22 protein-coding genes are annotated in these 26,987 nt (G+C 68.5%); 12 read left to right on the top strand and 10 right to left on the bottom strand.

What is annotated here, in order from left to right:
* Positions 1-18: 18 nt before the first annotated feature.
* From ACK4ZD_RS09170 to ACK4ZD_RS09150, 5 genes are read right to left on the bottom strand one after another with little or no spacing between them, the layout of a single operon-like run.
* On the bottom strand, positions 19-1,020 hold the full coding sequence (locus tag ACK4ZD_RS09170; protein ID WP_409660738.1) for a lactonase family protein: 1,002 nt from the start codon (positions 1,018-1,020) through the stop codon (positions 19-21).
* Between the two features lie 3 nt (positions 1,021-1,023).
* Entirely contained in the window at positions 1,024-2,307 is a 1,284-nt protein-coding gene (locus tag ACK4ZD_RS09165) for a TRAP transporter large permease (protein WP_409660736.1), read from the bottom strand.
* Complete coding sequence (locus ACK4ZD_RS09160; protein ID WP_409660734.1) at positions 2,307-2,822, bottom strand: TRAP transporter small permease; 516 nt, start codon at positions 2,820-2,822, stop codon at positions 2,307-2,309. Before ACK4ZD_RS09160 ends, ACK4ZD_RS09165 begins: the two co-directional genes overlap by 1 nt.
* A 10-nt stretch (positions 2,823-2,832) precedes the next feature.
* The gene (locus ACK4ZD_RS09155) at positions 2,833-3,810 is read right to left on the bottom strand and encodes a TRAP transporter substrate-binding protein (protein WP_409660732.1); all 978 of its coding nucleotides are present in this window, start codon (positions 3,808-3,810) and stop codon (positions 2,833-2,835) included.
* Between the two features lie 55 nt (positions 3,811-3,865).
* A complete protein-coding gene (locus ACK4ZD_RS09150) occupies positions 3,866-4,687 on the bottom strand; it encodes an NAD-dependent epimerase/dehydratase family protein (protein ID WP_409660730.1) in 822 nt (273 codons plus the stop codon).
* A 139-nt stretch (positions 4,688-4,826) separates the two neighbouring features.
* On the opposite strand from ACK4ZD_RS09150, the gene ACK4ZD_RS09145 reads away from it, so the two are divergent.
* The 5 genes from ACK4ZD_RS09145 to ACK4ZD_RS09125 all read left to right on the top strand — a co-directional run bounded on the left by ACK4ZD_RS09145 (position 4,827) and on the right by ACK4ZD_RS09125 (position 10,448).
* Complete coding sequence (locus ACK4ZD_RS09145; protein ID WP_409660728.1) at positions 4,827-5,570, top strand: FadR/GntR family transcriptional regulator; 744 nt, start codon at positions 4,827-4,829, stop codon at positions 5,568-5,570.
* A 155-nt stretch (positions 5,571-5,725) separates the two neighbouring features.
* Positions 5,726-6,655 (top strand): 5-dehydro-4-deoxyglucarate dehydratase, encoded by a 930-nt coding sequence (gene kdgD / locus ACK4ZD_RS09140; protein ID WP_409660726.1) that lies wholly within the window; start codon positions 5,726-5,728, stop codon positions 6,653-6,655.
* A 23-nt stretch (positions 6,656-6,678) separates the two neighbouring features.
* Complete coding sequence (locus ACK4ZD_RS09135) at positions 6,679-7,635, top strand: Bug family tripartite tricarboxylate transporter substrate binding protein (RefSeq protein WP_409660779.1); 957 nt, start codon at positions 6,679-6,681, stop codon at positions 7,633-7,635.
* 20 nt (positions 7,636-7,655) lie between these two features.
* Positions 7,656-8,996: a glucarate dehydratase gene (gene gudD / locus ACK4ZD_RS09130; RefSeq protein WP_409660724.1), complete on the top strand. Its 1,341-nt coding sequence runs from the start codon at positions 7,656-7,658 to the stop codon at positions 8,994-8,996.
* A gap of 12 nt (positions 8,997-9,008) precedes the next feature.
* Entirely contained in the window at positions 9,009-10,448 is a 1,440-nt protein-coding gene (locus tag ACK4ZD_RS09125; protein WP_409660722.1) for an aldehyde dehydrogenase family protein, read from the top strand.
* Positions 10,449-10,492: 44 nt separating this feature from the next.
* Here ACK4ZD_RS09125 and ACK4ZD_RS09120 read toward each other — a convergent pair whose 3' ends face one another.
* On the bottom strand, positions 10,493-11,314 hold the full coding sequence (locus ACK4ZD_RS09120) for a DUF3047 domain-containing protein (RefSeq protein ID WP_409660720.1): 822 nt from the start codon (positions 11,312-11,314) through the stop codon (positions 10,493-10,495).
* Positions 11,315-11,532: 218 nt separating this feature from the next.
* Here ACK4ZD_RS09120 and ACK4ZD_RS09115 point away from each other — a divergent pair, with 218 nt between their 5' ends.
* From ACK4ZD_RS09115 to ACK4ZD_RS09090, 6 genes are all read left to right on the top strand, one after another.
* Positions 11,533-12,237: an SDR family oxidoreductase gene (locus ACK4ZD_RS09115; protein ID WP_409660718.1), complete on the top strand. Its 705-nt coding sequence runs from the start codon at positions 11,533-11,535 to the stop codon at positions 12,235-12,237.
* A 150-nt stretch (positions 12,238-12,387) separates the two neighbouring features.
* Positions 12,388-14,229 carry a carboxyl transferase domain-containing protein gene (locus ACK4ZD_RS09110; protein WP_409660716.1) on the top strand — a complete coding sequence of 614 codons (1,842 nt, stop codon included), beginning with the start codon at positions 12,388-12,390 and terminating at the stop codon, positions 14,227-14,229.
* A gap of 38 nt (positions 14,230-14,267) precedes the next feature.
* Positions 14,268-14,429, top strand: a complete 162-nt coding sequence (locus ACK4ZD_RS09105) for a hypothetical protein (RefSeq protein WP_409660714.1) — start codon at positions 14,268-14,270, stop codon at positions 14,427-14,429.
* A 173-nt stretch (positions 14,430-14,602) separates the two neighbouring features.
* Positions 14,603-16,465, top strand: coding sequence for a type IV pili methyl-accepting chemotaxis transducer N-terminal domain-containing protein (locus ACK4ZD_RS09100; RefSeq protein WP_409660776.1), 1,863 nt, complete (start codon positions 14,603-14,605; stop codon positions 16,463-16,465).
* Between the two features lie 14 nt (positions 16,466-16,479).
* The gene (locus ACK4ZD_RS09095) at positions 16,480-17,163 is read left to right on the top strand and encodes a response regulator (RefSeq protein ID WP_409660712.1); all 684 of its coding nucleotides are present in this window, start codon (positions 16,480-16,482) and stop codon (positions 17,161-17,163) included.
* A 70-nt stretch (positions 17,164-17,233) separates the two neighbouring features.
* Positions 17,234-18,724, top strand: coding sequence for a DUF294 nucleotidyltransferase-like domain-containing protein (locus ACK4ZD_RS09090; protein WP_409660710.1), 1,491 nt, complete (start codon positions 17,234-17,236; stop codon positions 18,722-18,724).
* Positions 18,725-18,740: 16 nt separating this feature from the next.
* Here ACK4ZD_RS09090 and ACK4ZD_RS09085 read toward each other — a convergent pair whose 3' ends face one another.
* Positions 18,741-20,399 (bottom strand): methyl-accepting chemotaxis protein, encoded by a 1,659-nt coding sequence (locus ACK4ZD_RS09085; protein ID WP_409660708.1) that lies wholly within the window; start codon positions 20,397-20,399, stop codon positions 18,741-18,743.
* Positions 20,400-20,774: 375 nt separating this feature from the next.
* On the opposite strand from ACK4ZD_RS09085, the gene ACK4ZD_RS09080 reads away from it, so the two are divergent.
* Positions 20,775-21,485: a haloacid dehalogenase type II gene (locus ACK4ZD_RS09080; RefSeq protein WP_409660707.1), complete on the top strand. Its 711-nt coding sequence runs from the start codon at positions 20,775-20,777 to the stop codon at positions 21,483-21,485.
* A 180-nt stretch (positions 21,486-21,665) separates the two neighbouring features.
* On the opposite strand, the gene ACK4ZD_RS09075 is transcribed toward ACK4ZD_RS09080, so the two are convergent.
* The 3 genes from ACK4ZD_RS09075 to ACK4ZD_RS09065 are packed head-to-tail and all read right to left on the bottom strand — an operon-like array spanning position 21,666 to position 26,984.
* A complete protein-coding gene (locus ACK4ZD_RS09075) occupies positions 21,666-23,819 on the bottom strand; it encodes an exonuclease domain-containing protein (RefSeq protein ID WP_409660705.1) in 2,154 nt (717 codons plus the stop codon).
* On the bottom strand, positions 23,816-24,193 hold the full coding sequence (locus ACK4ZD_RS09070) for a response regulator transcription factor (protein ID WP_409660703.1): 378 nt from the start codon (positions 24,191-24,193) through the stop codon (positions 23,816-23,818). Before ACK4ZD_RS09070 ends, ACK4ZD_RS09075 begins: the two co-directional genes overlap by 4 nt.
* Positions 24,162-26,984: an ATP-binding protein gene (locus tag ACK4ZD_RS09065; protein ID WP_409660701.1), complete on the bottom strand. Its 2,823-nt coding sequence runs from the start codon at positions 26,982-26,984 to the stop codon at positions 24,162-24,164. The genes ACK4ZD_RS09070 and ACK4ZD_RS09065 overlap by 32 nt, the downstream gene beginning before the upstream one ends.
* Positions 26,985-26,987 lie beyond the last annotated feature (3 nt).

Here is a 26,987-nt window from a genome sequence, read left to right as displayed (position 1 = left end):
AGGCCGGGTGGGATGGCCTCACGAGGGCAGGTCGAGGATCTCGACCCAGTTGGGATTCAGGCCCACGCGGGCACGGTCGGTGGCCCTGAGCGCGCCGCTGTGCGTGTCCAAGGCATAGGCGGTGACATGATGCGAGGCCTGCCCGGCCACCACGACCTGCCGGGCATCGGGTGCCATTTGCATGCCGCGTGGCTGGGCTTCGGTGGGCGTTTGCTCGAGCAGGCGGGGCTGGCTGGGATCGGTGGCCACATCGAAGACTGACAGGGTGCTCGACCGCCGTTCGGTGGCAAGCAGGCAGCGGGCATCGGCGGACAGACGAAGCTCGGCCGCCCAGGGCTCGCCTGAGAAGACCGGCGCGAGCGTGGTGGCGCTGTGCCGCCAATGCAGCAGGCCTGTCTCGGGCTCGACGGCAAACGTGTCCAGCCCGGCATCGAGTTCGTTGAGTAGGTAAAGCCAGCGGCCGGAAGGGTGGAAGACCAGATGGCGCGGACCGGATCCGGCGCGCACGGCGACCGTGGCAGTATCGGCGGCCTCCAGGCGATCGCCCTGCAAGCGGTAGCAGTGGATCAGGTCGCTACCTAGGCTGGTGGCGTAGGCGTAGCGGTTGGCTGGGTCGGTGACGATGGCATGGGCGTGGCGGCCGGTGGGCAGCACCTGCGTGGGGGCCTGCGCCAGGCCATTTGTGTCCAAAGGGCCGATGCTCACGCAGTCGCTACCATAGGAAGCCGCCATCCAGTGCAGCCCGGTGCGGTCGCAGGCCAGGCAGGCCATGCTGGCGGGCAGCGGCGCTTCGGCGAGCGGGGTGAGCGTGCCGTCAGACCCGATGGCCAGGCTGACCACCGCCAGTGGGTCGCTGCGCCGCGCCACGTAGAGCCGGTGGCCGCGCGGGTGCAGGGCCATGGGCATGAGCGCGCCACCCAGCGGCACCACTTGGCGCGGCGCCAGCCGGCCGTCGGCAGCCAGCGTCAGCGTGTGCAGCTCGCCGCTGTCGGCACAGGAGACCACCACCAGCCTGGTCATTGGCTACAAGCCCATGGCCCGCGGCAGCCACAACGACAGCCCGGGGACGTAAGTCACCAGCATCAGCACGAGGAACAGCGCTGCGAAGAAGGGCAGCATGGTCCTGGACACCACGCCCAGCGGCAGCTTGGCCACAGCGCTGCCCACGAAGAGCACAGTGCCCACCGGCGGGGTGATGAGGCCGATGCCCAGGTTGACCATCATGATCATGCCGAAGTGCACCGGGTCGATGCCCAGCGAGGTGACCACCGGCAGCAAGATGGGTGTGCAGATCAGGATGAGTGGCGACATGTCCATCAGGCAACCCAGAACGATCAGCATCAGATTGATCATCAGCAGGATGACCAGCTTGTTGTCGGAGAGGCTGGTGAAGAAGGCGGTGACCTTCATCGGGATCTGCATCAACGTCATCAGGTAGCCGAAGGCCGCGGCGAAGCCGATGAGGATCATCACCACCGTGACCGTCTTGACCGTGCGATGTACGAGCTTGGGAAGATCGCGCCATTTGTAGTCGCGGTAAATGAACATCGTCACGAAGAAGGCCCAAAGCACAGCGATAGAGGCCGACTCGTTGGCGGTGAACACCCCGCTCAAGATGCCGCCGAGGATGATGACCATCGTCATCAGGCCCCACAGCGCGTCAACGCAGATCTTCAGCGCCTGGCGCAGGGGAATGAGCTCTCCCTTTGGGTAGTTGTTCTTCTTCGCAATGACCAGGCACATGACCGTGAGCGTGAGTCCCAGCAGCAGCCCGGGCAGCACGCCGGCCATAAAGAGCGCGGCGATCGACACCGTGCCGCCAGCGGCCAGCGAATACAGCACCGCGTTGTGACTGGGCGGGATGAGGATGGCCTGCACCGACCCGCTGACCGTCACGGCCGTCGCAAAAGTGCGTGGATAGCCCTTCTTCTCCATCTCGGGGATGAGCACCGAGCCCACCGAGGCGGTGTCGGCCACTGACGAGCCTGAGATGGCCCCGAAGAAGGTCGAGGCCAGGATGTTCACCAACGAAAGACCGCCGCGGATGAACCCCACCAGCACGTTGGCGAAGGCCACCAGACGGCGCGCCATGCCGCCTTCGGCCATGATGGCCCCGGCCAGCACGAAAAAGGGGATGGCCAGCAGCGAGAACTTGTTGACGCCCGAGGCGAGCTGGATCATCACCGCGTCCAGTGGCAGCTCGATCCACAGCGCGCCGACCAGCGCGGCCAACCCCAGCGCATAGGCCACCGGCACGCCCAGCAGCACCAAGCCGAAGAAGCTGCCCAGCAGGATGAATGCATCCATCAGGGCCTCTCCTGTTCTTCATAACGTACGACAGGCCGGTGCGCCTGCGACCCGAAAAGGCGCTTTTCGATCACGAAGAGCAGCGTGAGCAGCGAGCCCAGAGGCAGCGAGGCGTAGGTGACACCTACCGGCAACCAGGGCAGTTCGCTGATCGACTGGCCCATCGTGGTGAGGCACAGGCGGGTGCCGTGGTACAGCACGAAGAGGCAAACGACGGCCATCAGGAGATCGACAGCGATCGCGATCGCCCCCTGTGCGAGCCGCGGCAGCCGCTCGGTGAGCAGGCTCACGGCGATATGGCCGCCGGCACGGTAGGCCGCGGCAGCGCCCACGAAAGTGAACACCATCATCAGCAAGATGGCCACTGGCTCTGGCCATTGCGAGCCGGTGCCCAGCATGTAGCGGCTGAACACCCCCCAGGGGATGATGAGGGACATGAAGAAGATCGCGACACCGGCAGTCCAGATGGCCGCCAGGTAAAGCGCGTCCATCAGGCGGACGTAGCGGGAATCCATCGCAACGGGCTCACTGGACGGCTTCGATGCGCTTCATCAGTTCGGTGAACTGGGCGCCGTACTTTGCGCGCACCGGTGCGGTGGCTTCATAGAAGGGCCGGGTGTCGATATTGATGAACTCCACGCCGGCGGCCTTGAGTTTGTCGGTGTACTCGGCCACGCTCTTGTCCCACAGCACACGCTGCTCCAGCTGCGCTTCGCGGGCGAGCTTCTTCACCAGCGCCTGGTCGTCCTTGGAGAGCTTGTCCCAGGTCACCTTGGACATTACCAGGATCTCGGGGATCATCAGGTGATTCGTCTGCGTGTAGTACTTCGCACCGGTGTTGTAGTGGTTGCTGGTGAAGTAGCTGGGAGGGTTGTTCTCGGCGCCGTCGACCACATTGGTCTGCAACGCACTGAACACTTCGCCGTAACCCATGGAGATGCCGTTGCCGCCCATCGCGTTCATGGTGTCGACGAAGAGTGGGTTGCCCATCATGCGGATCTTCAGGCCCTTGAGGTCGGCGGGGGAACGCACCGGCTTTTTGGTGTAGAGGCTGCGTGAGCCGCTGTCCATCCAGGCCAGAGCCACCAGACGCGCCGGCGAGGCGCTGATCTTGTCGAGCATCTCGGTGCCGATGGGGCCGTCGAGCACGGCGCGTACATGCGCCTGGCTGCGGAAGACGAAGGGCATGTTGAAGACGTTGACCTCGGGCACCACCGGGCCGATGGGGCCCAGCGAGGTGCGCAGCAGGTGGATGGCACCCACCTGGGTCTGCTCGATCATTTCCTTTTCCCCGCCCAGCACGCCACCGGGGAACATCTGCACCTTGATGCGTCCGTTGGTGGCGGACTCGAGCTTCTTGCCCATGTTTTCAACGGCGACCACCGTCGGATAGCCGGCCGGGTGCACATCGGCGGCCTTCAGGGTCAGGGCTTGGGCGCCGGCGGCGCCGGCGAAGGTCAGCATGGCAGCGGTGGCGACCAGCAGATGACGGCGAAGGTTCATGATGCTCTGTCTCCTCTTGGTGTGACGGATGCCGCCGGCCGAGCCGGCGGCGCTGTTACTCGAAAGGGCCGGTGCGCACGAAGGCGCCTCCTTGGTAGATCGCAGCTGGGTCGTCCAGATCGATGCGTGGTTGGCGGGCTTCGACGGCGGTGCGGAAGACGTCCGAACTATCCTGCGGCCGGTAACCAATGTGGCGCGCCTTGGTGTTGTCCCACCAAGTGGTCGCGTTGTCGGACATGCCGTAGATCACGCTGTAGCCCACCACCGGTGCGGTGAGGCTGGCCACCACCAGCCGCTCCAGGTCGTTGTAGCTCAGCCAGGTGGCGAGCATGCGACGGTCGCGGGGTTCGGGAAAGGACGAGCCGATGCGCAGCGCCACCGTCTCGATGCCATAGCGATCGAAGTAAAAGCGAGCGAGGTTTTCGCCGAAGGCCTTGCTCACGCCGTACAGGCTGTCGGGGCGAGGCAGGGCGTCGGTGCCGAGCACTTCATCTTGTCGGTAAAAACCGGTGACGTGGTTGGAGCTGGCAAAGACGATGCGCCGCACACCGTGCACCCGCGCTGCCTCGTAGAGGTGATAAACCCCAACGATGTTGGCCTGCAAGATAGGCTCCCAAGGCTGCTCGGTAGAGACGCCTCCCAAGTGCACCACGGCCTCCACACCTTGCAGCAATGCCAGCATGCCGGTTTTGTCCTGCAGCGCCACGCGGTACAGCTCCTCGCCGGCAGCGGCCGCTCCCAGTTCGTCCATGTCGCTCACGCGCAAGACGTCGCAATAGGCTTTCAGGCGAGGACGCAGTTCGCGGCCCAGGCCGCCGGCCGCGCCGGTGAGCAGCAGACGCGCGAATCGCGCAGATGTGGAATGCTGAGCGAGCATGGTGCAGCTTGCAGATCCAGAGGTGGGTTGCTAGAGTCGAAACACTGATGTCATACGTCATCGGTTGTCGTACAACATATCGTCGTTCACACCCCGCAACCTGTCAAGGCGGCAGGGCCTGGGGTTTACGCGGAGTCCCATGTCCACCCTTGCCGTTCCTGCTCGCCGCAAATCCCGCAGCCTGGCGCTCGACCTCGTCGATGCCCTGAGCGCACGCATCCGCGCCGGGCAGCTGGCGGTGGGCGACAAGCTGCCGACCGAGGCGGCCATCATGGAAGAGTTCGGCGTGAGTCGCACCGTGGTGCGCGAGGCGTTGTCCAAGCTGCAGGCCGGCGGCTGGGTGGAGACGCGTCACGGCATCGGTACCTTCGTGACTGGCAGCGGCGAGGGGGCGAACTTCCGCATCGTGCCCGAACAGGTGGCCACGCTGCGTGACGTGATTGCCGTGCTGGAGCTGCGCATCGGCGTGGAGGCAGAGGCCGCCGCCTTGGCTGCGGTGCGTCGCAGTGAGGCTCATCTGCAGGTGATGCGCGAAGCGCAGGCGGCCTTCGCTCGATCCATCGAAGACGGCACCGATGCAGTGGCTGCCGACCGGGCGCTGCACATGGAGATCGCCCGCGCCAGCCAAAACCCGCACTTCGTCGATCTGATGCAGCACTTGGGTGACCTGCTCATCCCGCGTTCGCGCGTGAACACCGCGCGCCTGGCCGGCCAAGGGCGGCGCGAGTACCTCCTGCGCGTGCTGGCCGAACATGACAGTGTGATCGTGGCCATCGCCAACCGCGACCCCGAGGCGGCCCGGGCGGCCATGCGCACCCACCTGTCCAACAGCCGCGAACGCCTGCGCCGCGCCCAGGAGGCGGCAGAAAACGCAGCGGCCTGACACGGCGCCCAAGGCGGCCTACGTAGAACTCCGGATCATGAACGTGCCGGCGTAGCCTTGAACTCGCCTGGATTAAGTTGTACGATGACTGACAACATAGCAGTTCCGACCTTCATGGGTCGGGGCTTCCCTTTCCCAGCCCTGTGAGCCTGTCCATGAGCCCTCAAGACCTTCAACGCACGATGTCCTCCGGCCTGCTGTCCTTCCCGCTGACGGACTTCGACGCTGACCTGCGCTTTGCACCCAAGCCCTATGCCGAGCGGCTCGAATGGCTGATGCCCTACGGTGCCAGTGCGCTGTTCGCGGCTGGCGGCACGGGGGAGTTCTTCTCGCTGGAGCCGCGCGAGTACGCCGACGTGATCCGCGTGGCTGTCGACACCTGCAGGGGCCGCATGCCCATCATTGCTGGCGCCGGCGGCGGCACGCGGCTGGCCATCCAGTACGCCCAAGAGGCCGAGCGCCTGGGTGCCCAGGGCGTGCTGTTGTTGCCGCACTACCTCACCGAAGCCACGCAGGAAGGGCTGGTGGCTCACGTCGAAGCCGTGTGTAAGAGCGTGCGCTTGGGAGTCATCGTCTACAACCGCGGTGCCTGTCGGCTCACGCCCGAATCACTGCTGACGCTGGCCGAGCGTTGCCCCAATCTCGTGGGGTTCAAAGACGGCATTGGTGACATCGAGGCCTTTGTGTCCATCCGCCAGCGCCTGGGCGACCGCTTTGCCTACCTGGGCGGCCTGCCCACGGCCGAGGTGTTTGCGGGGGCCTACAAGGCCATGGGGTGCCCGGTGTACTCGTCGGCCGTCTTCAATTTCATCCCGCGCACGGCGATCGAGTTCTACAACGCCCATGCTGCCGGCGATACCGCCACCACCGACCGCCTCATCCGCGACTTCTTCCTGCCTTACATCGACCTGCGCAACAAGGGTCAAGGCTATGCGGTGAGCATCGTGAAGGCGGGTGCTGCCTTGGTGGGGCATGGCGCGGGCCCGGTGCGCCCACCGCTGTCGGACCTCAAGCCGGCCGAAATCGAGCAGTTGCGTGCCCTGATCGACAAGCTCGGGCCTCAGTCACCTGCTGCTCCCCGATGACAAGGAGACCTCCGATGATTGGAATGAAAAAGCTGCTGTCCGTGTTGGCCTTGGGCCTGGGTGTTGCGACCAGCGCCTTGGCCTGGCCCGACAAGACCGTTACGATGATCGTGCCCTTCCCCCCGGGCGGCTCGACCGACACGCTGGCCCGCGCGATCGCGCCGAAGCTGCAGCAGCAGCTCGGCCAGAGCTTCATCGTCGACAACAAGCCCGGTGCCACCGGCACCATCGGCGCCGCTGTCGTCACGCGCGCGCCGGCCGATGGCCACACGCTGCTCGTGGCTTCGTTGGGCCCCTTCGTGATCGCGCCGCACCTGCTCAAGAGCGTTCCTTATGACGCCACCAAAGACTTCGACCTGTTGACGGTGGCCGTGCAGGCGCCCAATGTGCTTGTGGTGCCGGCCGGCTCGCCGCACAAGACGCTGGCCGATCTGGTGGCCCATGCCAAGGCCCATCCGGGCAAGGTCACCTTCGCTTCGTCAGGCAATGGATCTTCCGACCACCTCACGGCCGAACTGTTCTGGCAGCAGTCGGGCACCACGGGTGTGCATGTGCCCTACCGTGGCGGCGCACCGGCCATCTCGGACCTGCTGGGCGGCCAGGTGGATGCATCGTTCCAGAACATCAATGCCATCCTCCAGCATGTGCGCACCGGCAAGCTGCGTGCCCTGGCCATCACTTCGGCCCAGCGCTCGAAACTGCTGCCTGACGTGCCCACGCTGGACGAAGCCGGCATCAAGGGGGCCGACGTCTATTCCTGGCAGGGCATCGCGGCGCCTCGGGGGCTGCCGGCCGACATCAAGGCCAAGCTGCACACTGCCTTGGTGGCGGCGCTGAACGATCCGCAGATCCGCGAGCAGTTCGTCTCGGTGGGCTTCGAACTCGTGGCCAACACGCCCGAGCAGTTCGCGGCCTTCCAGCGCGCCGAGTACGACCGCTGGCGTGCGCTGATCAAGGCTCGCAATATCACCGCGGATTGAACCGCCGGCCTGGAGTCCCCATGTCCTTGCATGACACCCCGCGCATCACTGCATTGCGCGCCATTCCCGTGGCCGGGCGCGACAGCATGCTGCTCAACCTGAGCGGCGCGCACGGCCCTTTCTTCACCCGCAACCTGCTGCTGCTCACCGACAGCGCCGGGCGCACTGGCGTCGGCGAGGTGCCCGGCGGCGAGAAGATCCGCCAGACCCTGGAAGATGCCGCCGCCCTGGTGGTGGGCCAGCCGGTGGGCTCGCACCTGGAGATCCTGCAGCGCGTGCAGCAGGCCTTTGCCGACCGCGACCGCGGCGGCCGAGGCCTGCAGACCTTCGACTTGCGCACCACCATCCATGCGGTGGCGGCGCTCGAGTCCGCCTTGCTGGATTTGCTCGGTCAGCACATGGGGGTGCCGGTGGCGGCGCTGCTGGGGGAGGGCCAACAGCGTGAGAAGGTGGAGATGCTCGGCTACCTTTTCTTCGTGGGTGACCGCACGCGCACCGATCTGCCTTATGTGGACCCCGCCAGTGAAACCGGCGAGGACGACTGGTGCCGCGTGCGCCACGCCACGGCGTTGACGCCCGAGGCCATCGTGCGCCAGGCCGAGGCCGCGCATGCGCGCTATGGCTTCAATGACTTCAAGCTCAAGGGTGGGGTGCTGCGCGGCGAAGACGAGGTGGAAGCGGTGCGTGCCCTGCACGAGCGCTTTCCAAAGGCTCGCGTGACGCTGGATCCCAACGGCGGCTGGTTGCTGAAGGACGCCATCCGTCTGATGCGAGACCTGCACGGCGTGATCGCCTATGCCGAAGACCCGTGCGGAGCGGAAGACGGCTTCTCGGGTCGCGAGGTGATGGCCGAATTCCGCCGGGCCACCGGCTTGCCGACGGCCACCAACATGATCGCCACCGACTGGCGGCAACTGGTGCATGCGCTGGCCTTGCAGGCCGTGGACATCCCGTTGGCCGATCCGCATTTCTGGACCCTGTCGGGCTCGGTGCGCGTGGCGCAGACCTGCCGAGACTGGGGTCTGACCTGGGGCTCGCATTCCAACAACCACTTCGATGTCTCGCTGGCCATGTTCACGCATGTGGCGGCCGCGGCGCCTGGCCGGGTCACGGCCATCGACACGCATTGGATCTGGCAGGACGGTCAGCGCCTCACGAAGGAGCCGCTGCAGATCAGAGGGGGTGTGGTGGAGGTTCCGAAGACGCCGGGCCTGGGCATCGAGCTTGACATGGCAGAGGTGGAGAAAGCCCACCAGCTTTATCGCCAGCACGGGCTGGGTGCCCGAGACGATGCGGTGGCCATGCAATACCTCATCCCGAACTGGACTTTCGACCCCAAGCGGCCCTGCTTGGTCCGCTGAACGTGCTTCGCTATGTTCAAGAACCTCATCAACGGTCAATGGGTGGATGGAGCATCCACCATTGTGAATATCAACCCCTCTGACACGCGCGATGCGATCGGCGAATACGCCCTGGCCGACGCGGCCCAGGCGCGTGAGGCTGTGGCCGCAGCGCATGCCGCCTTCGCTACGTGGTCGCTGACCACTCCGCAGCAGCGCTTCGATATCCTCGATGCCGTCGGCACCGAGATCCTGGCCCGCCGCGCCGAGCTGGGCGACCTGCTGGCGCGTGAAGAGGGCAAGACCTTGCCCGAGGCCATCGGCGAGGTGGTGCGCGCCGGCAACATCTTCAAGTTCTTCGCCGGCGAAGCCCTGCGAGGGGCGGGCGACGTGCTGCCCTCGGTGCGCCCTGGGGTGGGCGTGGAGGTCACGCGTGAGCCGGTGGGTGTGGTCGGCCTGATCACCCCTTGGAACTTCCCGATTGCCATTCCCGCGTGGAAAGTGGCCCCGGCGCTGGCCTATGGCAACACCGTGGTGTTCAAGCCGGCCGAGCTGGTGCCCGGCTCGGCTTGGGCCCTGGCCGACATCCTCCAGCGCGCCGGCGTGCCCGCAGGCGTGTTCAACCTGGTGATGGGCCGCGGCCGTGAGGTCGGTCAGGTCTTGCTGGACGACTCGCGCGTGGCGGCGGTCAGCTTCACCGGCTCGGTGGCCACCGGTCGCTTGGTGGCTCAGGCCTGCGTGGCCCGCGGCGCCAAGTTCCAGCTCGAGATGGGCGGCAAGAATCCCTTCGTGGTGCTGGACGATGCCGACCTGAACGTGGCCGTGAACTGCGCCATCCAGAGCGGCTTTTTCTCCACCGGCCAGCGGTGTACGGCCTCGTCGCGCGTGATCGTCACCGAAGGCCTCCACGACCGCTTCGTGGCGGCCATGGCCGAGCGCATGAAGACGCTCAAGGTGGACGATGCCCGCAAGCCCGGCACCGACATCGGTCCGGTGGTCGACGAACGTCAGCTCGAACAGGATCTGGCCTACATCGCCATCGGACAGCAAGAGGGTGCCACCTTGGTCGCAGGGGGGCAATACATCGAGCGCAACGCAGCAGGGGCGCCTGGCTACTACCTGACCCCGGCGCTGTTCACCGGCACCGCGGCGTCCATGCGCATCAACACCGAAGAGATCTTCGGCCCAGTGGTGAGCGTGATCCGTGCGAAGGACTACGAAGAGGCCCTGCACCTGGCCAACGACACCCCCTTCGGCCTGGCCTCGGGCATCGCCACCACCAGCCTGAAGCACGCCACGCATTTCAAGCGCCATGCACAGGCGGGGATGGTGATGGTCAACCTGCCCACCGCGGGGGTGGACTACCACGTGCCCTTTGGCGGTCGCAAAGGCTCCAGCTACGGCCCGCGCGAGCAGGGGGCCTATGCGGCGGAGTTTTACACCACGGTCAAGACGGGTTACACGTTGGCCTGAAGCCAGGGGGGACGAACCCGCGCGGTTGGCAGCAGCGGCTCAGATCAGCGCGCACCGAGCGAGATGTCCCCATACAGAGCCGAGGCCGTCACCTCCAGATCGTCGCTGTCGGTGAGCACGCCCACGCTGCGGATCGGCCCAGGCTCTTCACCAAAGGCGCGACGAAAATCGGCCACGACGTCGCGTTCGTGTGTCTGCCAGCGGCCGAGGCCGCGCGGGCCGCTGTCGATCACCAGATAACGGATGCGACCACTGCGGCTGTACGTGTGGATGGACTCGAGGGCGGCTCGCCCATCCCAGACGTACATCAGGCTGGCATAGGGCAGGCGTCGCCCAGTGAAGATCTCCACCTGTTCGAAGAAAATGAGGTCGCGCAGCGACAGTCGGCGCAGGTCTCCGTCGAAGGCCAGGATGACACGCGCCGGGGAGTCGTCGATGCGCGGGTCGGTGACGGTCAGGCGCGGGTCCATCTTATCGACTTTCCACGAAAAGCGCAGCCGGCCGGTTTGCAGCGGGTCGATGTCCACCGGGCAGCGCAGGCCGGTGGCGGCGCCGTCGGAAACCGCCCGCAGCACGGTGCGGCCGTCGTGGGCCTCGGTGGCATAGCGGGTGACCCGCTTGTCGCGGCGCAGGGCATAGGGCTCCCAGCCGCGCGGCAGTCGGCCGTCGGGGGGTGAGGCCGAGAAGGGCGCCACCTGAGCGGGCGCGGCGGCCTCCTCGCGGTGCTGGCCCTGCCGCCGTGCACAGCCGGCCAGCGCCGCACAGGCCAGCACCGTTCGGCCGAGCCAGCGGCGCCGCCCGGGGTCGGGTGTATCGCCGTGGGCCATGGCGTGGGACAGGGGCTGGAGGCGAAACGGTTCGTGCATGGGCGAGAGGCGAGTGCAAGGATTGGGATGGTCCTATCCTCGCATGAAGTGTTCATGACGAGGCGTCGGCCTGGCCAGGCCTCCCTCGCTTGGCCCGAGCCACGCCTCGATCAGATCGGTGATCATCGGGTCCATGAGATGCCATGCCGGGCCGGACGGCCGCAGGCCCTGACATGCCGGCCCGGATGCAACGAACGAACCCGAGGAGTGCTTTGCCGATGGATTTCAGCCTACAAACCGTTTTCGTCACCGGCGCGGCCGGCAACCTCGGTCGGGCCGTGGCCCAGGCGTTTGCGCAGCGCGGCGCCCGCCTGGTGCTGCTCGATCGTGACCCGGCGGCCCTGCAGAGGGCCTACGGGGCCGATGACGCCACCCGCCTGACGCTTGCGGCCGACCTGCTCGACCCGCAGCAGGTGCAGGCGGCGGTGGATCAGGCCTTGCAGCGCTTCGGCCGTCTGGACGTGCTGTGCAACATCGCCGGCGGCTTCCGCATGGGCGAGGCCGTGCACGAGACCTCGCAGGCGACCTGGGACTTTCTGCTCGACCTCAATGCCCGTACGGTGGTGCACATGGCGCGCGCCGTGGTGCCGCACATGCTGGCCGCTGGAGCGGGCAAGGTGGTCAATGTGGCGGCCGCCAGCGCCACCCAGGGTCGCGCGCAGATGGGGGCCTACTGTGCCTCCAAGAGCGCGGTGATGCGTCTGACCGAGGCGATGGCGATGGAACTGCGCGAGCACGGCATCAATGTCAACTGCGTGATGCCCACGATCATCGACACGCCGGAGAACCGCGCGGCCATGCCCTCGGCCGATCCTTCGCGCTGGGTGGCCCCGCAAGACCTGGCCGAGGTCATCGTCTTCCTGGCCTCGCCGGCGGCACGCGCCCTGCACGGAGCGGCACTGCCCGTCAACGGCCTGAGCTGAGCGCGCTGGCAGCGAGGGACGATCCCGCGGGCTGGGGCATGCCTCGGCAGCACCCGTCTGATGCGGGCGTCACCTGGGTGACGGACAAGGCCGCAGCGACATGGGACAAAGCATTGCTCGGCGGTATCCGGCCGAGCGAGGAGACCGCTGATGAAGGCCGACCCGAGCCGTTCCCCGTCCATCGTCCACGCCCCCACCAGCGCCACGTTGGTCGAGTTCCTCGTCCGGCCCGGCCAGGCCGTGCGTGCCGGCCAGCCGTTGGTGGTGCTCGAAGCGATGAAGATGCAGCACGAGATCTGCGCCCCGGCCGATGCCGTGGTGCAGGAGTGGCTCGCCGCCGTGGGCGAGCTGGTCGCTGAAGGGACGGCTCTGCTGCGTCTGGGCCCGCCGCAGGTGGCACCGCAGGCCGAGGCACGGCTGTCGCCGGCCCCGCCGCCAGCACAGGGGCCGCGCACTGACCTGCAGGCCCTGCGCGAGCGCCTGGCGCTCACCGAGGATGCCGCCCGGCCCGAGGCCGTGGCCCGGCGCCACGCCCAGGGCTTGCGCACCGCACGCGAGAACATTGCCGACCTGTGCGACCCGGGCAGCTTCATCGAATACGGCGCGCTGGCGATCGCCGCGCAGAGCCGCCGGCGCAGCCTGGACGACCTGCAACGCCACACGCCCGCCGATGGCATCGTCACCGGCATCGGCTCGGTCAACAGCGCCTGGTTCGGCGAGGAGGCCTCGCGCTGCGTGGTGATGGCCTATGACGCCACGGTGCTGGCCGGCACCCAGGGCGCGCGCAACCACCAGAAGACCGACCGCCTGCTGGGCGTGGCGATCGAGCAGCGGCTGCCCGTGGTGCTGTTCGCCGAAGGCGGCGGCGGCCGCCCGGGCGATACGGACTGGCCCGTGGTGGCCGGGCTGCACCTGCCCACCTTCGCCAGCCACGCCCGGCTGTCGGGCCAGGTGCCGGTGGTGGGCATCGCCGCCGGGCGCTGCTTTGCCGGCAACGCGGCCTTGCTGGGCTGCTGCGACGTGATCATCGCCACCCGCAGCAGCAATATCGGCATGGGCGGGCCGGCCATGATCGAAGGGGGTGGCTTGGGCGTCTACCGCCCCGAGGAGATCGGCCCGAGCGAGGTGCAGGCTCGCAACGGCGTGATCGACGTGCTGGTGGACGATGAGGCGGCCGCAGTGCGCGCGGCGCGCCACTACCTCTCCTTCTTCCAGGGTCGTGTGAGCGAATGGGACTGGGCCGACCCGCAGGCCCTGCGCGAAGCCGTGCCCGAGAACCGCGCGCGCGCCTACGACGTGCGCACGGTGATGCGCGGCGTGGCCGATGCCGGCTCGCTGCTGGAGCTGCGCGAGGGCTTCGGCCGCAGCGTGCTCACCGCGCTGGCGCGTATCGAAGGCCGCCCGGTGGGCCTGCTGGCCAGCAACCCGGCTCACCTGGGCGGCGCCATCGACGCCGACGCGGCCGACAAGGCCGCGCGCTTCGTGCAGTTGTGCGATGTGCATGGTCTGCCCATCGTCTCGCTCATCGACACCCCTGGCTTCCTCGTGGGCCCGCAGGCCGAGGCCCAGGCGCAGGTGCGCCATGTGAGCCGCCTGTTCCTGGCGGCGGCGCGCAAGCGCGTGCCCTGGCTGGCCGTGGTGCTGCGCAAGGCCTATGGCCTGGGGGCGATGGCCCTGGCCGGGGGCAGCCTGCATGTGCCGATGGTCACGGCCGCCTGGCCCACCGGCGAGTTCGGGGCCATGGGCTTGGAGGGCGCGGTGCGCCTGGGCTACCGCAAAGAGCTGGAAGCCCAGCCCGAAGGCCCGGCGCGCGAGGCGCTGTTCGAGCGCTTGCTGGCCGAGCAGGTGGCCCGCGGCGCGGCGCTCCACATCGCGCAGACGCTGGAGATCGACGCCGTGATCGACCCGGCCGACACCCGCGACTGGCTGGCGCGCGGCCTGGCGTCGTCCCGCGTGGGCGAGCCGGGCGGGCGCTATGTGGATGCGTGGTGAGCGACCATCGGGGCTCATCGTTCACGACGGGAGCCTGCATGATCCTCGACGTCGCCGATATTCGCATCCACCCAGGCCAGCAGGCTGTGTTCGACGAGGCCATCCGCCGCGGTGTCGAGACGCTGATCGCCCGGGCCGGGGGCTATCGCGGCGACCAGAGGCTCACAAGGGGGTGGAGTCACCCGAGCGTGACCTGCTGATGATCCGCCGGTGACACCCTGTAGAACTACACCCAGGCGGAGCATGTCACCTTGCTGGCCGGCGCGCAGCCGACTGAGCACCCCTTGACGACTTGACCTGGATCAAGCCAAGCCCCCGGCCTGCAGCCTAGAGTGGCCGCGTGAGACGACATCCGGGGACCCTGTCGGCCAAGATGGCCCTGTTGTGCACGGCCTTTTTACTGGCCGCGCTGACTTCGATCGGCCTGACGCTGTGGATCACCTGGCAGATCGAAGGCGGGGCGGCCGCGGTCAACGAGGCCGGGCGGCTGCGCATGAAGAGCTACCAGCTCGCGCTCGAGGTCGAGCGCCGGGCCGCGCCGGTCGTGATCGAGGAGCGACTGCGTCGTTTCGACCAGGGCCTGGAACTGCTGCGCACCGGCGACCCCTCCCGACCGCTCTTCGTGCCCTGGAACGAGGCCACCCGAAGGCGGTTCGACACCGTGCGCAGCCAGTGGCGCAGCCTGCGCGATCGCTGGCGGGGCGCTGAGCAGACGGCCGCCCCCGAGGAGGTCGAGCGCTTCGTGGGGGCCATCGATGACTTCGTCGGCGCCATCGAACAGCAGTTGTCCTTGTGGACGGCCATCTTGCACGCAGTGCAGCTGGGCATCCTCGCGCTGGCCATCGCAGTGGGGGTGGCCTTGCTGTATGCGGGCCACCTGTTCGTGATCCATCCGCTCAACCGCCTGCAGCGCGGCCTGCAGCGCGTGCAAGCACAGGACTTCGCCGCGCGGGTCGAGGAAGGCTCGAGCGAGGAGTTCGATCAGCTCGCCCGAGGCTTCAACCGCATGGCCGAGACGCTGCAAGCGCTGTATGCCAACCTGGAAGCGCGGGTGGCCGAGAAGACTGCGCGGCTGGAACAGCAGCGCGAGCGACTGGCCGCGCTGTACGAAACCAGTGCGATCTTGGCCGAGGCTGCCACGCTGGACGAGCTGGCCCAGGGGTTTGCACGCCAGGTGCGGCGCCTCTCGCGGGCCGATGCGGTGGCCGTGCGCTGGTCCGACGAGGCCAACCAGCGCTACTTGCTGCTGGCCGGTGACTGCCTGCCGGAGTTCATGAGTGAGCAAGAGCAGTGCGTGCAGACCGGAAGTTGCCACTGTGGCCAGGGGGCGGACGAAGCGAGCACGCGGATCATCCGCATCGCCGCCCCGTCGGCCCGGGGCGGTGCGCCGACGTTGGACCATTGCATGCGGGCGGGCTACCAGACCCTGGTGTCGGTGCCGGTGCGCTTGCAGCATCGGCTGCTGGGCGAGGTGGACCTCTTCTTCCGCAGCGACACCGCGCTGGGCGAGGACGAACGATCGCTGCTCGAAGCCCTGGCGGCCCATCTGGCCGGGGCCATGGAGGGCCTGCGCGCCGAGGCCCTGGGCAAGGAGGCCGCGGTGGCCCAGGAGCGCAGTCTGCTGGCGCAGGAGCTGCACGACTCCATCGCCCAGTCGCTGGCCTTCCTGAAGATCCAGGTGCAGCTGCTGCGCGAGGCCCTGCGTCGCGCCGATCACGACGGGGTGGAGCGGGTGCTGGGAGAGCTCGATGCCGGCGTGCGCGAGAGCTACAACGACGTGCGCGAACTGCTGCTGCACTTCCGCACCCGCGCCAGCGGCGAGGACATCGAGCCGGCGCTGCGCACGACCCTGCAGAAGTTCGAGCTGCAAAGCGGCATGCGGGTGCACCTGTCGATGCACGGCCACGGCCTGCCGCTCGACCCGGACGTGCAGATCCAGGTGCTGCATGTGGTGCAAGAAGCCCTGTCCAACGTGCGCAAGCATGCGCGGGCCCGTGAGGTCTGGGTGGACGTGCAGCAGACTCCAGTGTGGCGCTTCGAGGTGCGCGACGACGGCGTGGGCTTCGATGTCGCTGCCGAGTCCCCGGACGAGACCCATGTGGGCTTGCGCATCATGCGCGAGCGTGCGGCCCGCATCGGCGCCACGGTCGACGTCCATTCCCAGTGCGGTCGCGGCACATGCGTGACGCTGACCTTGCCCAGCCCGGTCGTGCCTGCCGAATCGCTGGCCGCCTGACCCCGCCGCTGCCCATGACTGACGTTGCGCCCCCCATCCGCCTGCTGGTCGTCGATGATCACACCCTGTTTCGTCGCGGCATCGTGGCCCTGCTGGGCCTGGAGCCGCGGCTGCAGGTGGTGGGCGAAGCCGGCGATGCCGGGCAGGCCCAACGCCGCGCACGCGAGCTGCAGCCCGACCTCATCTTGCTGGACAACCACCTGCCCGGCGTGAACGGCGTGGATGCACTGGCCGGCTTACGCGAGGCGGCGCCGGACGCGAAAGTGTTGATGCTCACCGTCAGCGAGGACGAGCAAGACCTCGCCGCCGCCCTGAAGGCCGGCGCACGCGGCTATGTGCTCAAGACCATCGATGGCCCGGACCTGGTGCGCGCCATCGAGCGCACGATGGCCGGCGACTCGGTCGTCAGCCCCGAGCTCACGGCCAAGCTGGTGGCGGCCTTCCAGGCCTTGCACGCCGCGCCCGGCGCGCTCGCACCGCCCGCGCCGGCGGCGCCCGAGCCGCTGGACTCCCTGTCGCCGCGCGAGCGCGAGATCCTGGACCACATTGCGCGGGGCGCCAGCAACAAGGAGATCGCCCGCGAACTGGGCATCGCCGAGACGACGGTGAAGATCCACGTCCAGCACATCCTGCGCAAGCTGGGGCTGAGTTCGCGTGTGCAGGCGGCCGTCTACGTCAGTGAGCGTCAGCGCGGGTGAAACCGGAGGGGAAAGAGCCTGTCGGGGCTCCCCTCTGGTCAGCCCGGGGCTTCGCGGCGATGATGCGGCCATGCATGCGCCTTTCCTTCCCCCCGACCCGTCTGGCCCGGACCTGGCGACCGGCGGGCGCGAACAGCACCTGCACCTGCTGAGCGAGCCGCTGTCGGGCCTGCGCTGGCGCGAGCCCGTGACGGTGCCGCCCACGGCCAGCGTGCGCGAGGCGGCCCAGCTCATGCAGCAGCAGGGGGTGTCGTCGGTGCTGGTGGTCGAGCAGGGCCGCCTGTTCGGCTTGGTGACCGACCGCGACCTGCGCAACCGGGTCGTTGCAGCCGGGCTCGATCCGTCCCGCCCGGTCATGGACATCGCCACGCTGGCGCCCCTGACCCTGGACGAGCGCCGCCCCGCGATCGAGGCGCTGATGCTGATGGCGCGGCACAACATCCACCACCTGCCGCTCATGGACGGCGAGCGCGTCACTGGCTTGGTCACGGTGCGCGACCTGACCGAGCGGCACAGTACCACTGCGGTGTATCTGGTTGGGGAGATCCACAAGCAGCCCGACCTGGAAGGCCTGGTGCGCGTGAGCCGGCGCCTGCCCGAGCTGCAGCGCCACCTCGCAGCGGCCGACGCCTCGGCCCATGCCACGGGCCACCTGATCACCGCCGTCACTGATGCCTTCACCAGCCGGCTGATCCACCTCGCGGAAAGCCACCTGGGCCCGCCGCCGGTGGATTACGCCTGGGTGGCCGCCGGCTCGCAGGCCCGCTGCGAGCAGACCGCCAAGACCGACCAGGACAACTGCCTGGTGCTCGACGATGGCTACGACGAAGCCCGGCATGGGGCCTACTTCGAGGCCTTCGCGCGCTTCGTCTGCGATGGCCTGGCGGCCTGCGGCTACGTGCACTGCCCCGGCGAGATGATGGCAATGACGCCGGCCTGGCGCCAGCCCTTGCGCCGCTGGCGCCAGTACTTTCGCACCTGGATCAACGAGCCCGAGCCCAAGGCGCTGATGCTTACTTGCGTGTTCTTCGATCTGCGTGCGGTGCACGGCCGCACCGAACTGCTCGACAGCCTGCGCCTCGACATGCTCGAGCGCACGCGCGGCAATGGCATTTTCCTGGCCTACATGGTGGGCAATGCCCTGGCCCACCGGCCGCCGCGGGGACTGTTTGGCGGCATCACGCCCATCCGCAGCGGCGAGCACCGCGGCGCCATCGACCTCAAGCACACCGGGATCGTGCCCATCGTCGACCTGGCGCGCATCTATGCCCTGGCCGGGGCCCTGAAGGAGGTGAATACGCAAGACCGCCTGCAGCGCGCGGCCGACAGCGGCGAGATCAGCGCCGACGGCGTGCGCGACCTGCGCCAAGCGCTGGAGTTCCTGGCCGTGCTGCGCATCCGCCACCAGGCCCGTCAGATGGCGCAAGGACAGGCGCCCGACAACTTCCTCGTCGTCGACAGCCTGTCCCACTTCGAACGCAACCAGCTCAAGGACGCCTTCGACGTCGTCCACACCTTGCAAAGCGTGCTGGAGCAGCGCTTCCAGGCCGGGCGGTTCTAGCGGCCGTCCGTGGGGCTCAATGCGTGCGCCAGCCGGCGTCGTCTGCCTCGCCTGCCGGGGAGGTCACCGGGGCGGCCGTTGCCTGCAGGCTCGAAGCTTGGGCCCGGGCGATGGCCTGAGCGGCTTCGTGCTCGCTCAACTTGAACTGGGCCACGGCTTCTACCAGGCGCCGGGCTTGCTGGGCCAGGCTGTCGGCGGCGGCGGCCGATTCCTCCACCAGCGCGGCGTTTTGCTGCGTCACCTGGTCGAGCTGGCTCACCGCGTCATTGATCTGGTTCAGGCCCGAAGTCTGCTCGGTGGTGGCCGCGCTGATCTCCTGGATCAGATCGGTCACGCGCTTGACTTGCGCGACGATGTCGCTCATCGTCTGGCCGGCCTCCACCTTTTCCACGCTGGCCTGGATCAGGCTCTTGATCTCCTTGGCGGCTTGGGCGGATCGCTGGGCGAGACTGCGCACCTCGCCGGCCACGACGGCAAAGCCGCGGCCTTGCTCGCCGGCGCGGGCAGCTTCCACGGCGGCGTTGAGGGCCAGGATGTTGGTCTGGAAGGCGATGCCGTCGATGACGCCGATGATGTCGGCGATCTTCTTGGAGGAGGCGTTGATCTCGCCCATGGTGTGCACCACCTCGCCCACCACCTGGCCGCCCTTGGCCGCCACATCGCTGGCCACGCCGGCCAACTGAGCGGCTTGGCGGGCGGTCTCGGCGTTGTGCTGCACCGTGCTGACCAACTGCTCGATCGAGGCCGCGGTTTGCTGCAGGTTGCTGGCCTGCTCCTCGGTGCGTTGCGACAGGTCGGCGTTGCCGGTGGCGATCTGCGTGGAGCCGGTGGCGATGTGATCGCTGCTGCTGCGCACGCTGCCCACCACGCGGCGCAGCGCCGCTTGCATCGCCTGCATGGCATGGACCACGCTGCCAGGCTGGGCGCGCGAGGTGTCGATGGCCGTGGTCAGATCCCCCTCGGCGATGGCGTTGGCCATCGCCGCCACGTCCGCCGGCTCGCCGCCGAGTTGGCGGGTCAGCCGCCGGGTGAGCCACACGCCCAGGCCCAGGCCCACGACGAAGCCGCCCAGGGTCAGGGCGATCATCGCGACACGGCCGCTGGCAAAGGCGGTCGTGGTGGCCTCGGCCAGCCCGGCCGCATCGGCCTGCTTGCGCTGCATGATCTGCTTGAGCAGCGCCTCGGCCTCGTCCACCGCCGGGCGCAGTTCATTGCGCAGCATGTCGGCCGCGGTCCAGGCCTCGCCGGGCGGTTCGCTTTCCAGGCGCGTGAGCAGCTCGTCCACCACCTGGGACACCTTTTGCACCTGCTCGCGGGCGCGTTGCACCTGCTGCTTGCCCTCGTCCGTGAAGAACCGGGTCTCCGTGCGGCCCAGGGCTTCGCGTGTGGCCTCCAAGCGGGCGCGGGTGGAGGCCGTGTGCTTCTGGCGGTCGGTCAGGGTGTCGGCGAACACGGCGTTCGTGGCGGCCCGGTTGGCCTCGAGCAGGGCCAAGGCCGTTTCGGCCGCGGCATTCAGACCCACGACCTGACGGTCGTACATCTGACGGGCCAACTCGTTCATCTGGGCTGAACGCCACAGTCCGACCGCACCGATCAACGCGCCGATCACGCTCACGATGGCGAAGCCGCCGATCAGTTGCGTGCCGACTCGGAGATTGCGCAGGGTGATCTTCATGAAAAAAGCTCCTCGGAAGGGAAAAGCGCCACGGGCCTTCGTCGGGCGCATGGGGGGTCCCAGGGCTATCGGCACGGCGGGCGCAAGCTGACGGGGCGAGCGCGCGACGAGAGGGGGCCTCCCCCCCGCCCGCCGTGCGATATGCGTTCACGGCCCAGGCGGTGAGCCGCCGGGGGCTGCGTGCGCTCATCGCATCAGCTGTCGAGTGGGGACGCTCGGCACACGCTCCAGGCCCCGCAAGAGCCGGGCGGTCTGGGGCGGTGGTGGCCTGGCAGGCCGAAGAGGCCGCCGAAGCAGGAGCGCTTCGGCACCACCGCTTCGCCTCGAAGCCGGAGATACTTCTGCGTGGTCCAGAACCTTGTCCGAACACCCGCCATGTCGTTTGCCGTCCGTGCGCTCGTCTTCGATGTCTTCGGCACCCTGGTGGACTGGCGCACCAGCATCGCCCGAGAGGTACAACTCGCGCTGGAGCCCCGCGGCCTGCAGGTGGACGGGCCGGCGTTTGCCGATGCCTGGCGAGACGAGTACCAGCCGGCGATGGAGGAGGTGCGCACGGGCCGGCGGCCGTTCTCGACGCTGGATGTGCTGCACCGCCGCAACCTCGACGTGGTGTTGCACCGGTTCGGCCTGGACGCCGCGGTTGACGAGCCCCTGCGCGTGCACCTGAACCGGGCCTGGCACCGGCTCGACGCCTGGCCCGATGTGACGCCGGCGCTGGAGCGGCTGCGCGGGCGCTTCCTCGTTGCCCCGTGCTCGAACGGCAACATCTCGCTGATGGTGGACCTGGCACGGCGCAACGGCTGGCACTGGGATGCCATCCTGGGGGCCGAGGTGGCACGTGATTACAAGCCCAAGCCCGAGGTTTACCTCGCCGCGGCGCGCGCCTTCGACTGCGCCCCCCACGAGGTGATGATGGTCGCCGCCCATTCTTCCGACCTGGCCGCGGCCGCAGCGGCGGGCCTGCGCACCGCTTTCATCGCCCGCCCCGATGAGCATGGACCGGGGCGGGGGGAGATTCAGGCCAGCGTGCCGGTGGACCTGCAGGCCGCCGATCTGGCCGACCTGGCCGACCGGATGGGCGCCTGAGCCGTCCCGGTGCGTCGCAGGGGAGGCGGATCCGGCCCGATGACCCAGAGCCGCGCTGGCCGCACGGGCCTCGGCGGCCACGGCCTGGGCGATCGGGCCCTACGGGGCGGCGTCGAAGCCGCCGGTGGCTCTCAGAGCGGGTCTCTGCGGCCGCACCCGCCCGCTGGCTGCAGCGGCGCTTCAATAGCTGATGCGGGCGTAGAAGGTCTTCTTCGAGGCCTCTCGCGCCTGCCCGAGGGTGTGGATGCCCTGGGCCGCCAGCAGCGGGATGAGTTTGAGGAAGATCTCGGCCGTCACGATGGCGTCGCCCAGCGCGGTGTGGCGGCCGAACACCGTCACGCCCAGGCGCTCGGCGATGGCCTCGAGCTTGTGGGAGTCCTGATGCGGGTGCACCACGGCCGACAGCAGCAGGGTGTCGAGCACCGGCTGGTCGAAGCGCACCCCGGTGCGAGTCTCCTTGAGCTGCAGGAAGCGCATGTCGAAGGCCGCGTTGTGCGCCACCAGCACCGTGTCGCGGGCGTAGGCGTGGAACGCCGGCAGCACCGTGTCGATGGTGGGCTGTCCCAGCACCATCTCCGGCGTGATGCCGTGGATGGGGATGCCGGCGGCCGGAATGGGTCGCTGCGGATCGACGAGCTGCTCGAAGCACTCGTGGCGCAACAGCCGGCCGTTGACGATGCGGGCGGCACCGATCTGGATGATCTCGTCGCCGGCCGACGGCTCCAGGCCGGTGGTCTCGGTGTCGAACACCGTGTACACCAGGTCCACCAGCCGACGCTCGGCCAGCTCTTCGGTCGATTCGGTGGTCTGGAACAAATCGAAGTCGTAGAACTCCGGGCGGCTGTCGCCCACGGCCGGCGGGGCCGGATCCGCCGCCTCGGGTGCGGCGGCCTGGGGCAGCAGGAAGCGGAAGAAGGCCTGGTTGCGTGTGCGCTCGCGCTCGAACCAGAACTCGCCGCCGTGGCGGTCGAGCACCTCGCGCACGCTCAGCGGCGAGGCTCCGGCCCCGCCCTGCATGGGGTCGAGTTCCCAGCTCATCACGGTCTCGGTGCTCATGGCCTGGCCGGGCCAGAGGAGGTCCAGGTGGACATGCGCCCCGGCCGGGGCCAGGCGCAACTGCAGGTAGCGCACTTGATACTCGTCCACCAGACGGCCGGCCAGGTAGGACAGGGCTTGCAGCAGTGAGAAGCTGTCCACGCGCAGCCACACGGTCGGATCGACCTCCCCCACGGTGACGCGCGCTCCATGGGCGGCCTCCAGGCGCTGGGCGGCGGCGGCCACGAAGTCGGCGCCGAGCATGTCCTCCAGCGGCCAGCGGGTCTGGCGGGCCTCGGTGCTGCGCCGCGCCAGGTCCGTCAGCCGGCGGCTCATCGTGGCCGTCTCCTCGCGGATCACGCGCTGGAATCGCTCGCGCATGGACGTGTCCAGCCCGGGGTCGTCCAGCACCTCGACGGCTGCCTGCAACGATGCCAGCGAGGCGCGCGTGCCCTGGATGAGATCGTGCAGCACCCGGTCACGCTCGCTTTCGGTCTCGAAGGCCTCGGTGATGTTCTCCAGCATCAGCAAGAAGCCGCCCAGGCCCGACTCCGAATGGTCGCGCACCGGCGTCATCTGCACGCGCAGCAACTGGCCCGTGGCCGTGCTGGTGACGAACTGGGCCGACGGCTCGGGATGTCCGCGGGCGATCTGACGGCGCACGGTGTCCAGCGCATGCGCCACCAGGCGACGGTCGATGACGGTGTAGATCGAGCGGCCCAGGCCGATCAGCTCGGCGCCGTCGGCCAGCGCCGGCACGCTTGAGAGGGCGCGGAACTGGCTGCGCGCACGGGCGTTGTAGAGCAGCATGCGCCCGTCGAGGTTGCACACCACCACCGCCTGCGTCAGCTCGGCCATCAGCGCGGCCAGGCGCGAGCGTTCCTGCTCGATGCGCTCGCTGGCCAGGCGCACCTGCTGGGCTATGTCCTCGCGCAGCCGTGCGCGCTGGCGCACCAGCTCGTTGATCACCTGGGTGAGGGCGCGCAGCTCGGCGCTGCCGCGCGGCGCGATCTCGCGCACGACGCCGGTGCCCAGCACGGTCTGGGTGTCCTCGGCCAACCTGGCGGCGGCGGTGATCCAGCGGCGGTAGACCGGGCGCAGCACGAGCACCACCACGCCCAGCGTGAAGATGAAGGCCATGAAGACCAGGGGCGCACGCTCGGTCAGCACCGAGCGCAGCAGGCCGCGCTGAGCCTCGTCGACGGTGGGCACAACGAGCGCCAGGCTCAGCGCTCCCCACAGCAGCAGCGCCAGCGCGAAGGCCAGCAGGGCCACGACGAAGCGGCGATCGACCTTCACGAGCCCTGCGCCTCCAGCATCTCGCGAACCTTGCCCACCAGCTCCTTGGTGGAAAAGGGCTTGGTCACGTAGGCGTCGGCTCCCAGCGCCAGGCCTTTGGCGATGTCGGTGTCGCGCCCCTTGGCAGTGAGCATCAGAATGCGCACGCCGCGCAGGGTTTCGTCGCTGCGCACAGCCTGACAGACCTCGAAGCCGTTGCGGCGAGGCATCATCACGTCCAGCAGCACCAGGGCGGGCGGATCGGCGCGGATGGCGTCGAGGGCTTCCTGACCGTCGCGCGCCAGAACCACCTCGTAGCCCTCGCGCTTCATCAGGTACTCCAGCGACAGCAGGATGTTGGGCTCATCGTCCGCGATGAGGATCTTCGCTGGCATGGTCGTCTCCGGTGATGGGTTCGTGCGGGTTGTTGCCGAAGGTCTCGTCGGCCGGCGTCCAGGGCAGCCACAGGCAGAAGCAGGCTCCCGGGCCGGCATCGTCGCGCAGCCACATGCGGCCGCCGAAATGCTCCACGATCTGGCGGCTGATGGGCAAGCCCAGCCCGGTGCCCTGGCGGCGGATGCTCTCGTCCCCGCCCTGGCGGAACTTCTCGAACACCGTGGCGCGCTGGTCCTCGGGCACGCCAGGGCCGTTGTCGTGCACCTCGATTTGCACGCCCCGGGGGTCGGGTGTGACCCGCACATCCACCTGGCCGTCGCCCTGGGGCACGAACTTGGCGGCGTTGGTGAGCAGGTTGAGCATCACCTGGGTCAGCCGGTCGCGGTCGGTGCGCAGCGTGCGCAGCCCGTGCGGAAGGTGCAGATGGACCTCGGCCCCGCGCTCGTGGAAGAGCTCCCGGGTGGTCTTCACCGCCTGCTCCAGCAGGGCGGCCAGGTCCACGTCGGTGGGGTGCCACTCGGCGTGGCCGGACTCGATCTTGGCCATGTCCAGCACCTGGTTGACCAGGCGGCTCAGGCGCTCGGTTTCGCTGACGATGAGGCCCAGGAACTGCTGGCGCTGCGCACGATCCATGTCGGCGTCGTCGAGCATCAGCTCGGACAGCGCGCGGATCGAGGTGAGCGGCGTGCGCAGCTCGTGGGTCACCGAGGACATGAAGTCGTCCTTGAGGCGGTCCAGGCTCTTGAGCTGCTCGTTGGCCTGGCGCAGCTCGGCGGTGAGCTGCTCGAGCGCGTGCGACTTCTCCTCCAGCTCGCGCGAGTGGGCCCTCAGCTGCGAGGTTTCCTCCAGCATGCGCATGACGTCGTCGAGGTCCAGAGTCTCCTCCTCGACCACCGAGGCCACCATCACGCGTGCCGAGGCGCTGCCGATCGCCCCGGCGAGCTGGGTTTCCACATACTGCACCAGCCGGGCGTCGGGTGGGATGCCTTCGATGCTGGGCGCGCCGACCTGGCGGGCATAGTCCTCGAAGAGCCGGCGAGCATGCGTCGGCCCCAGGAAGCGGGCCACCAGCGGCAGCAGGTCGGCCACCTGGGCTCGGCCGCGCCAGAACACGGGGCGTGTGGCCTGGGTGCGATCGAACACGTCGACGAACAGCATCGCCTGGCTGGCCTCATGGGCCGAAGGCCCGCGCCACAAGGAGACACCCACGTAGGCGACGACGTTGGCCAGCAGGCTCCAGAACAGCGAGTGCGTGAGGTAGTCCAGGCCGCTCACCCCGAGCAGGGCCTCGGGCTTGAGCAGCTCCCAACCGAAGGGGCCGCGCTCCAGCAGCGAGGCATCCAGCCAGCCCGACTTGACAAAGGAAGGCAGCAGCAGCGTGTAGACCCACAGCGCAAAACCCGCCAGCAGGCCGGCCATCGCGCCCTGGCGGGTGCCCCCCTTCCAGTACATGCCGCCCAGCATTGCCGGGGCGAACTGGGCCACCGCGGCAAAGCTGATCAGGCCGATGCTCACCAGGGCGTAGGCCTCTCCGGCCAGGTGGAAGTAGAGGTAGCCCAGCAGCAGGATGCCCACGATGGCCGAGCGCCGGATGCCCAGCAGCACCCCGGTGAGGTCGCCGCCCGATCGGGCCTGCACACGCCTTGCGCGCAGCAGCCAGGGCATGATCAGATCGTTGCACACCATCGTGGAGACGGCGATGGCTTCGACGATGACCATGCCGGTGGCGGCCGACAGGCCACCGATGAAGGCCAGCAGCGCCAGCGCCTGTTGGCCGTCGCTGAGCGGCAGCGAGATCAAGAAGCCCTCGGGGTTCTGGCCGCCCCGCTCGAACAGCATCAGCCCGCCCAAGGCGATGGGCAGCACGAAGAGATTGATGAGCAGCATGTAGGCCGGGAAAGCCCAGGCCGCGCGCTTGAGGTGGTTCTCGTCGACGTTCTCCACCACCATCACTTGGAACTGCCGCGGCAGGAAGATGACCGACAGCATCGACAGCAGTGTCAGTGCAAACCAGGATCCGTAGGCGAATCCTTGACCCTGGCCCGCACCTTGCGAGGGACTGAGCAGGGGGGCCAGCTCCGGATCGGCCAGGGCCCGGCCGAAAAGATCGCCTGGCCCATCGTACAGACGCCAGGTGACGAAGACACCGACGGCCAGGAAGGCGAGCAGCTTGACCAGCGACTCGAACGCGATGGCCGCCACCATGCCTTCGTGACGTTCGGTGCTGTCGAGGTGACGCGCCCCGAAGACGATGGTGAAGCCAGCCAGCACCAGCGCCACGTACAAGGCAGTGTCCTGCCACCAGGGCAGGCCGTCGTGTGCCGGGCCCAGGGGGCTCATCGGCGGCTGCGTCAGCAGTCCGTAGCCCACCGAGATGGCCTTGAGCTGCAGCGCGATGTAGGGCACGATGCCCACGACAGTGATCAGCGTCACCACACCGGCCAGGGCGGGGCTCTTGCCGTAACGGCTGGCGATGAAGTCGGCGATCGAGGTGATGCGATAGGTCTTGGCGATGCGGATCATCTTGCGCACCACCATCCACGCCAGCACCATGGCCAGCGTGGGGCCCAGGTAGATCGGCAGGAACCACACGCCCGAACCGGCGGCACGTCCCACGCTGCCAAAGTATGTCCAGGCGGTGCAGTACACCGCCAGCGACAGGGTGTAGATCCAGGCATTGCCGATGATCGAGCGGCCTTCGGCGGCGCGGCGGTCACCGTGGTAGGCCACGGCGAACAGCAGCAGCAGGTAGGCAAAGGCCGTGACGATGACCAGCGGTGCGCTGAGCACGAT

The sequence above is a fragment of the Caldimonas sp. genome (assembly GCF_046291045.1).
Taxonomy (GTDB): domain Bacteria; phylum Pseudomonadota; class Gammaproteobacteria; order Burkholderiales; family Burkholderiaceae_C; genus Caldimonas.
The sequence above is the reverse complement of the archived record's forward strand: the minus strand, read 5'-3'. Positions and strand labels throughout refer to the sequence as shown.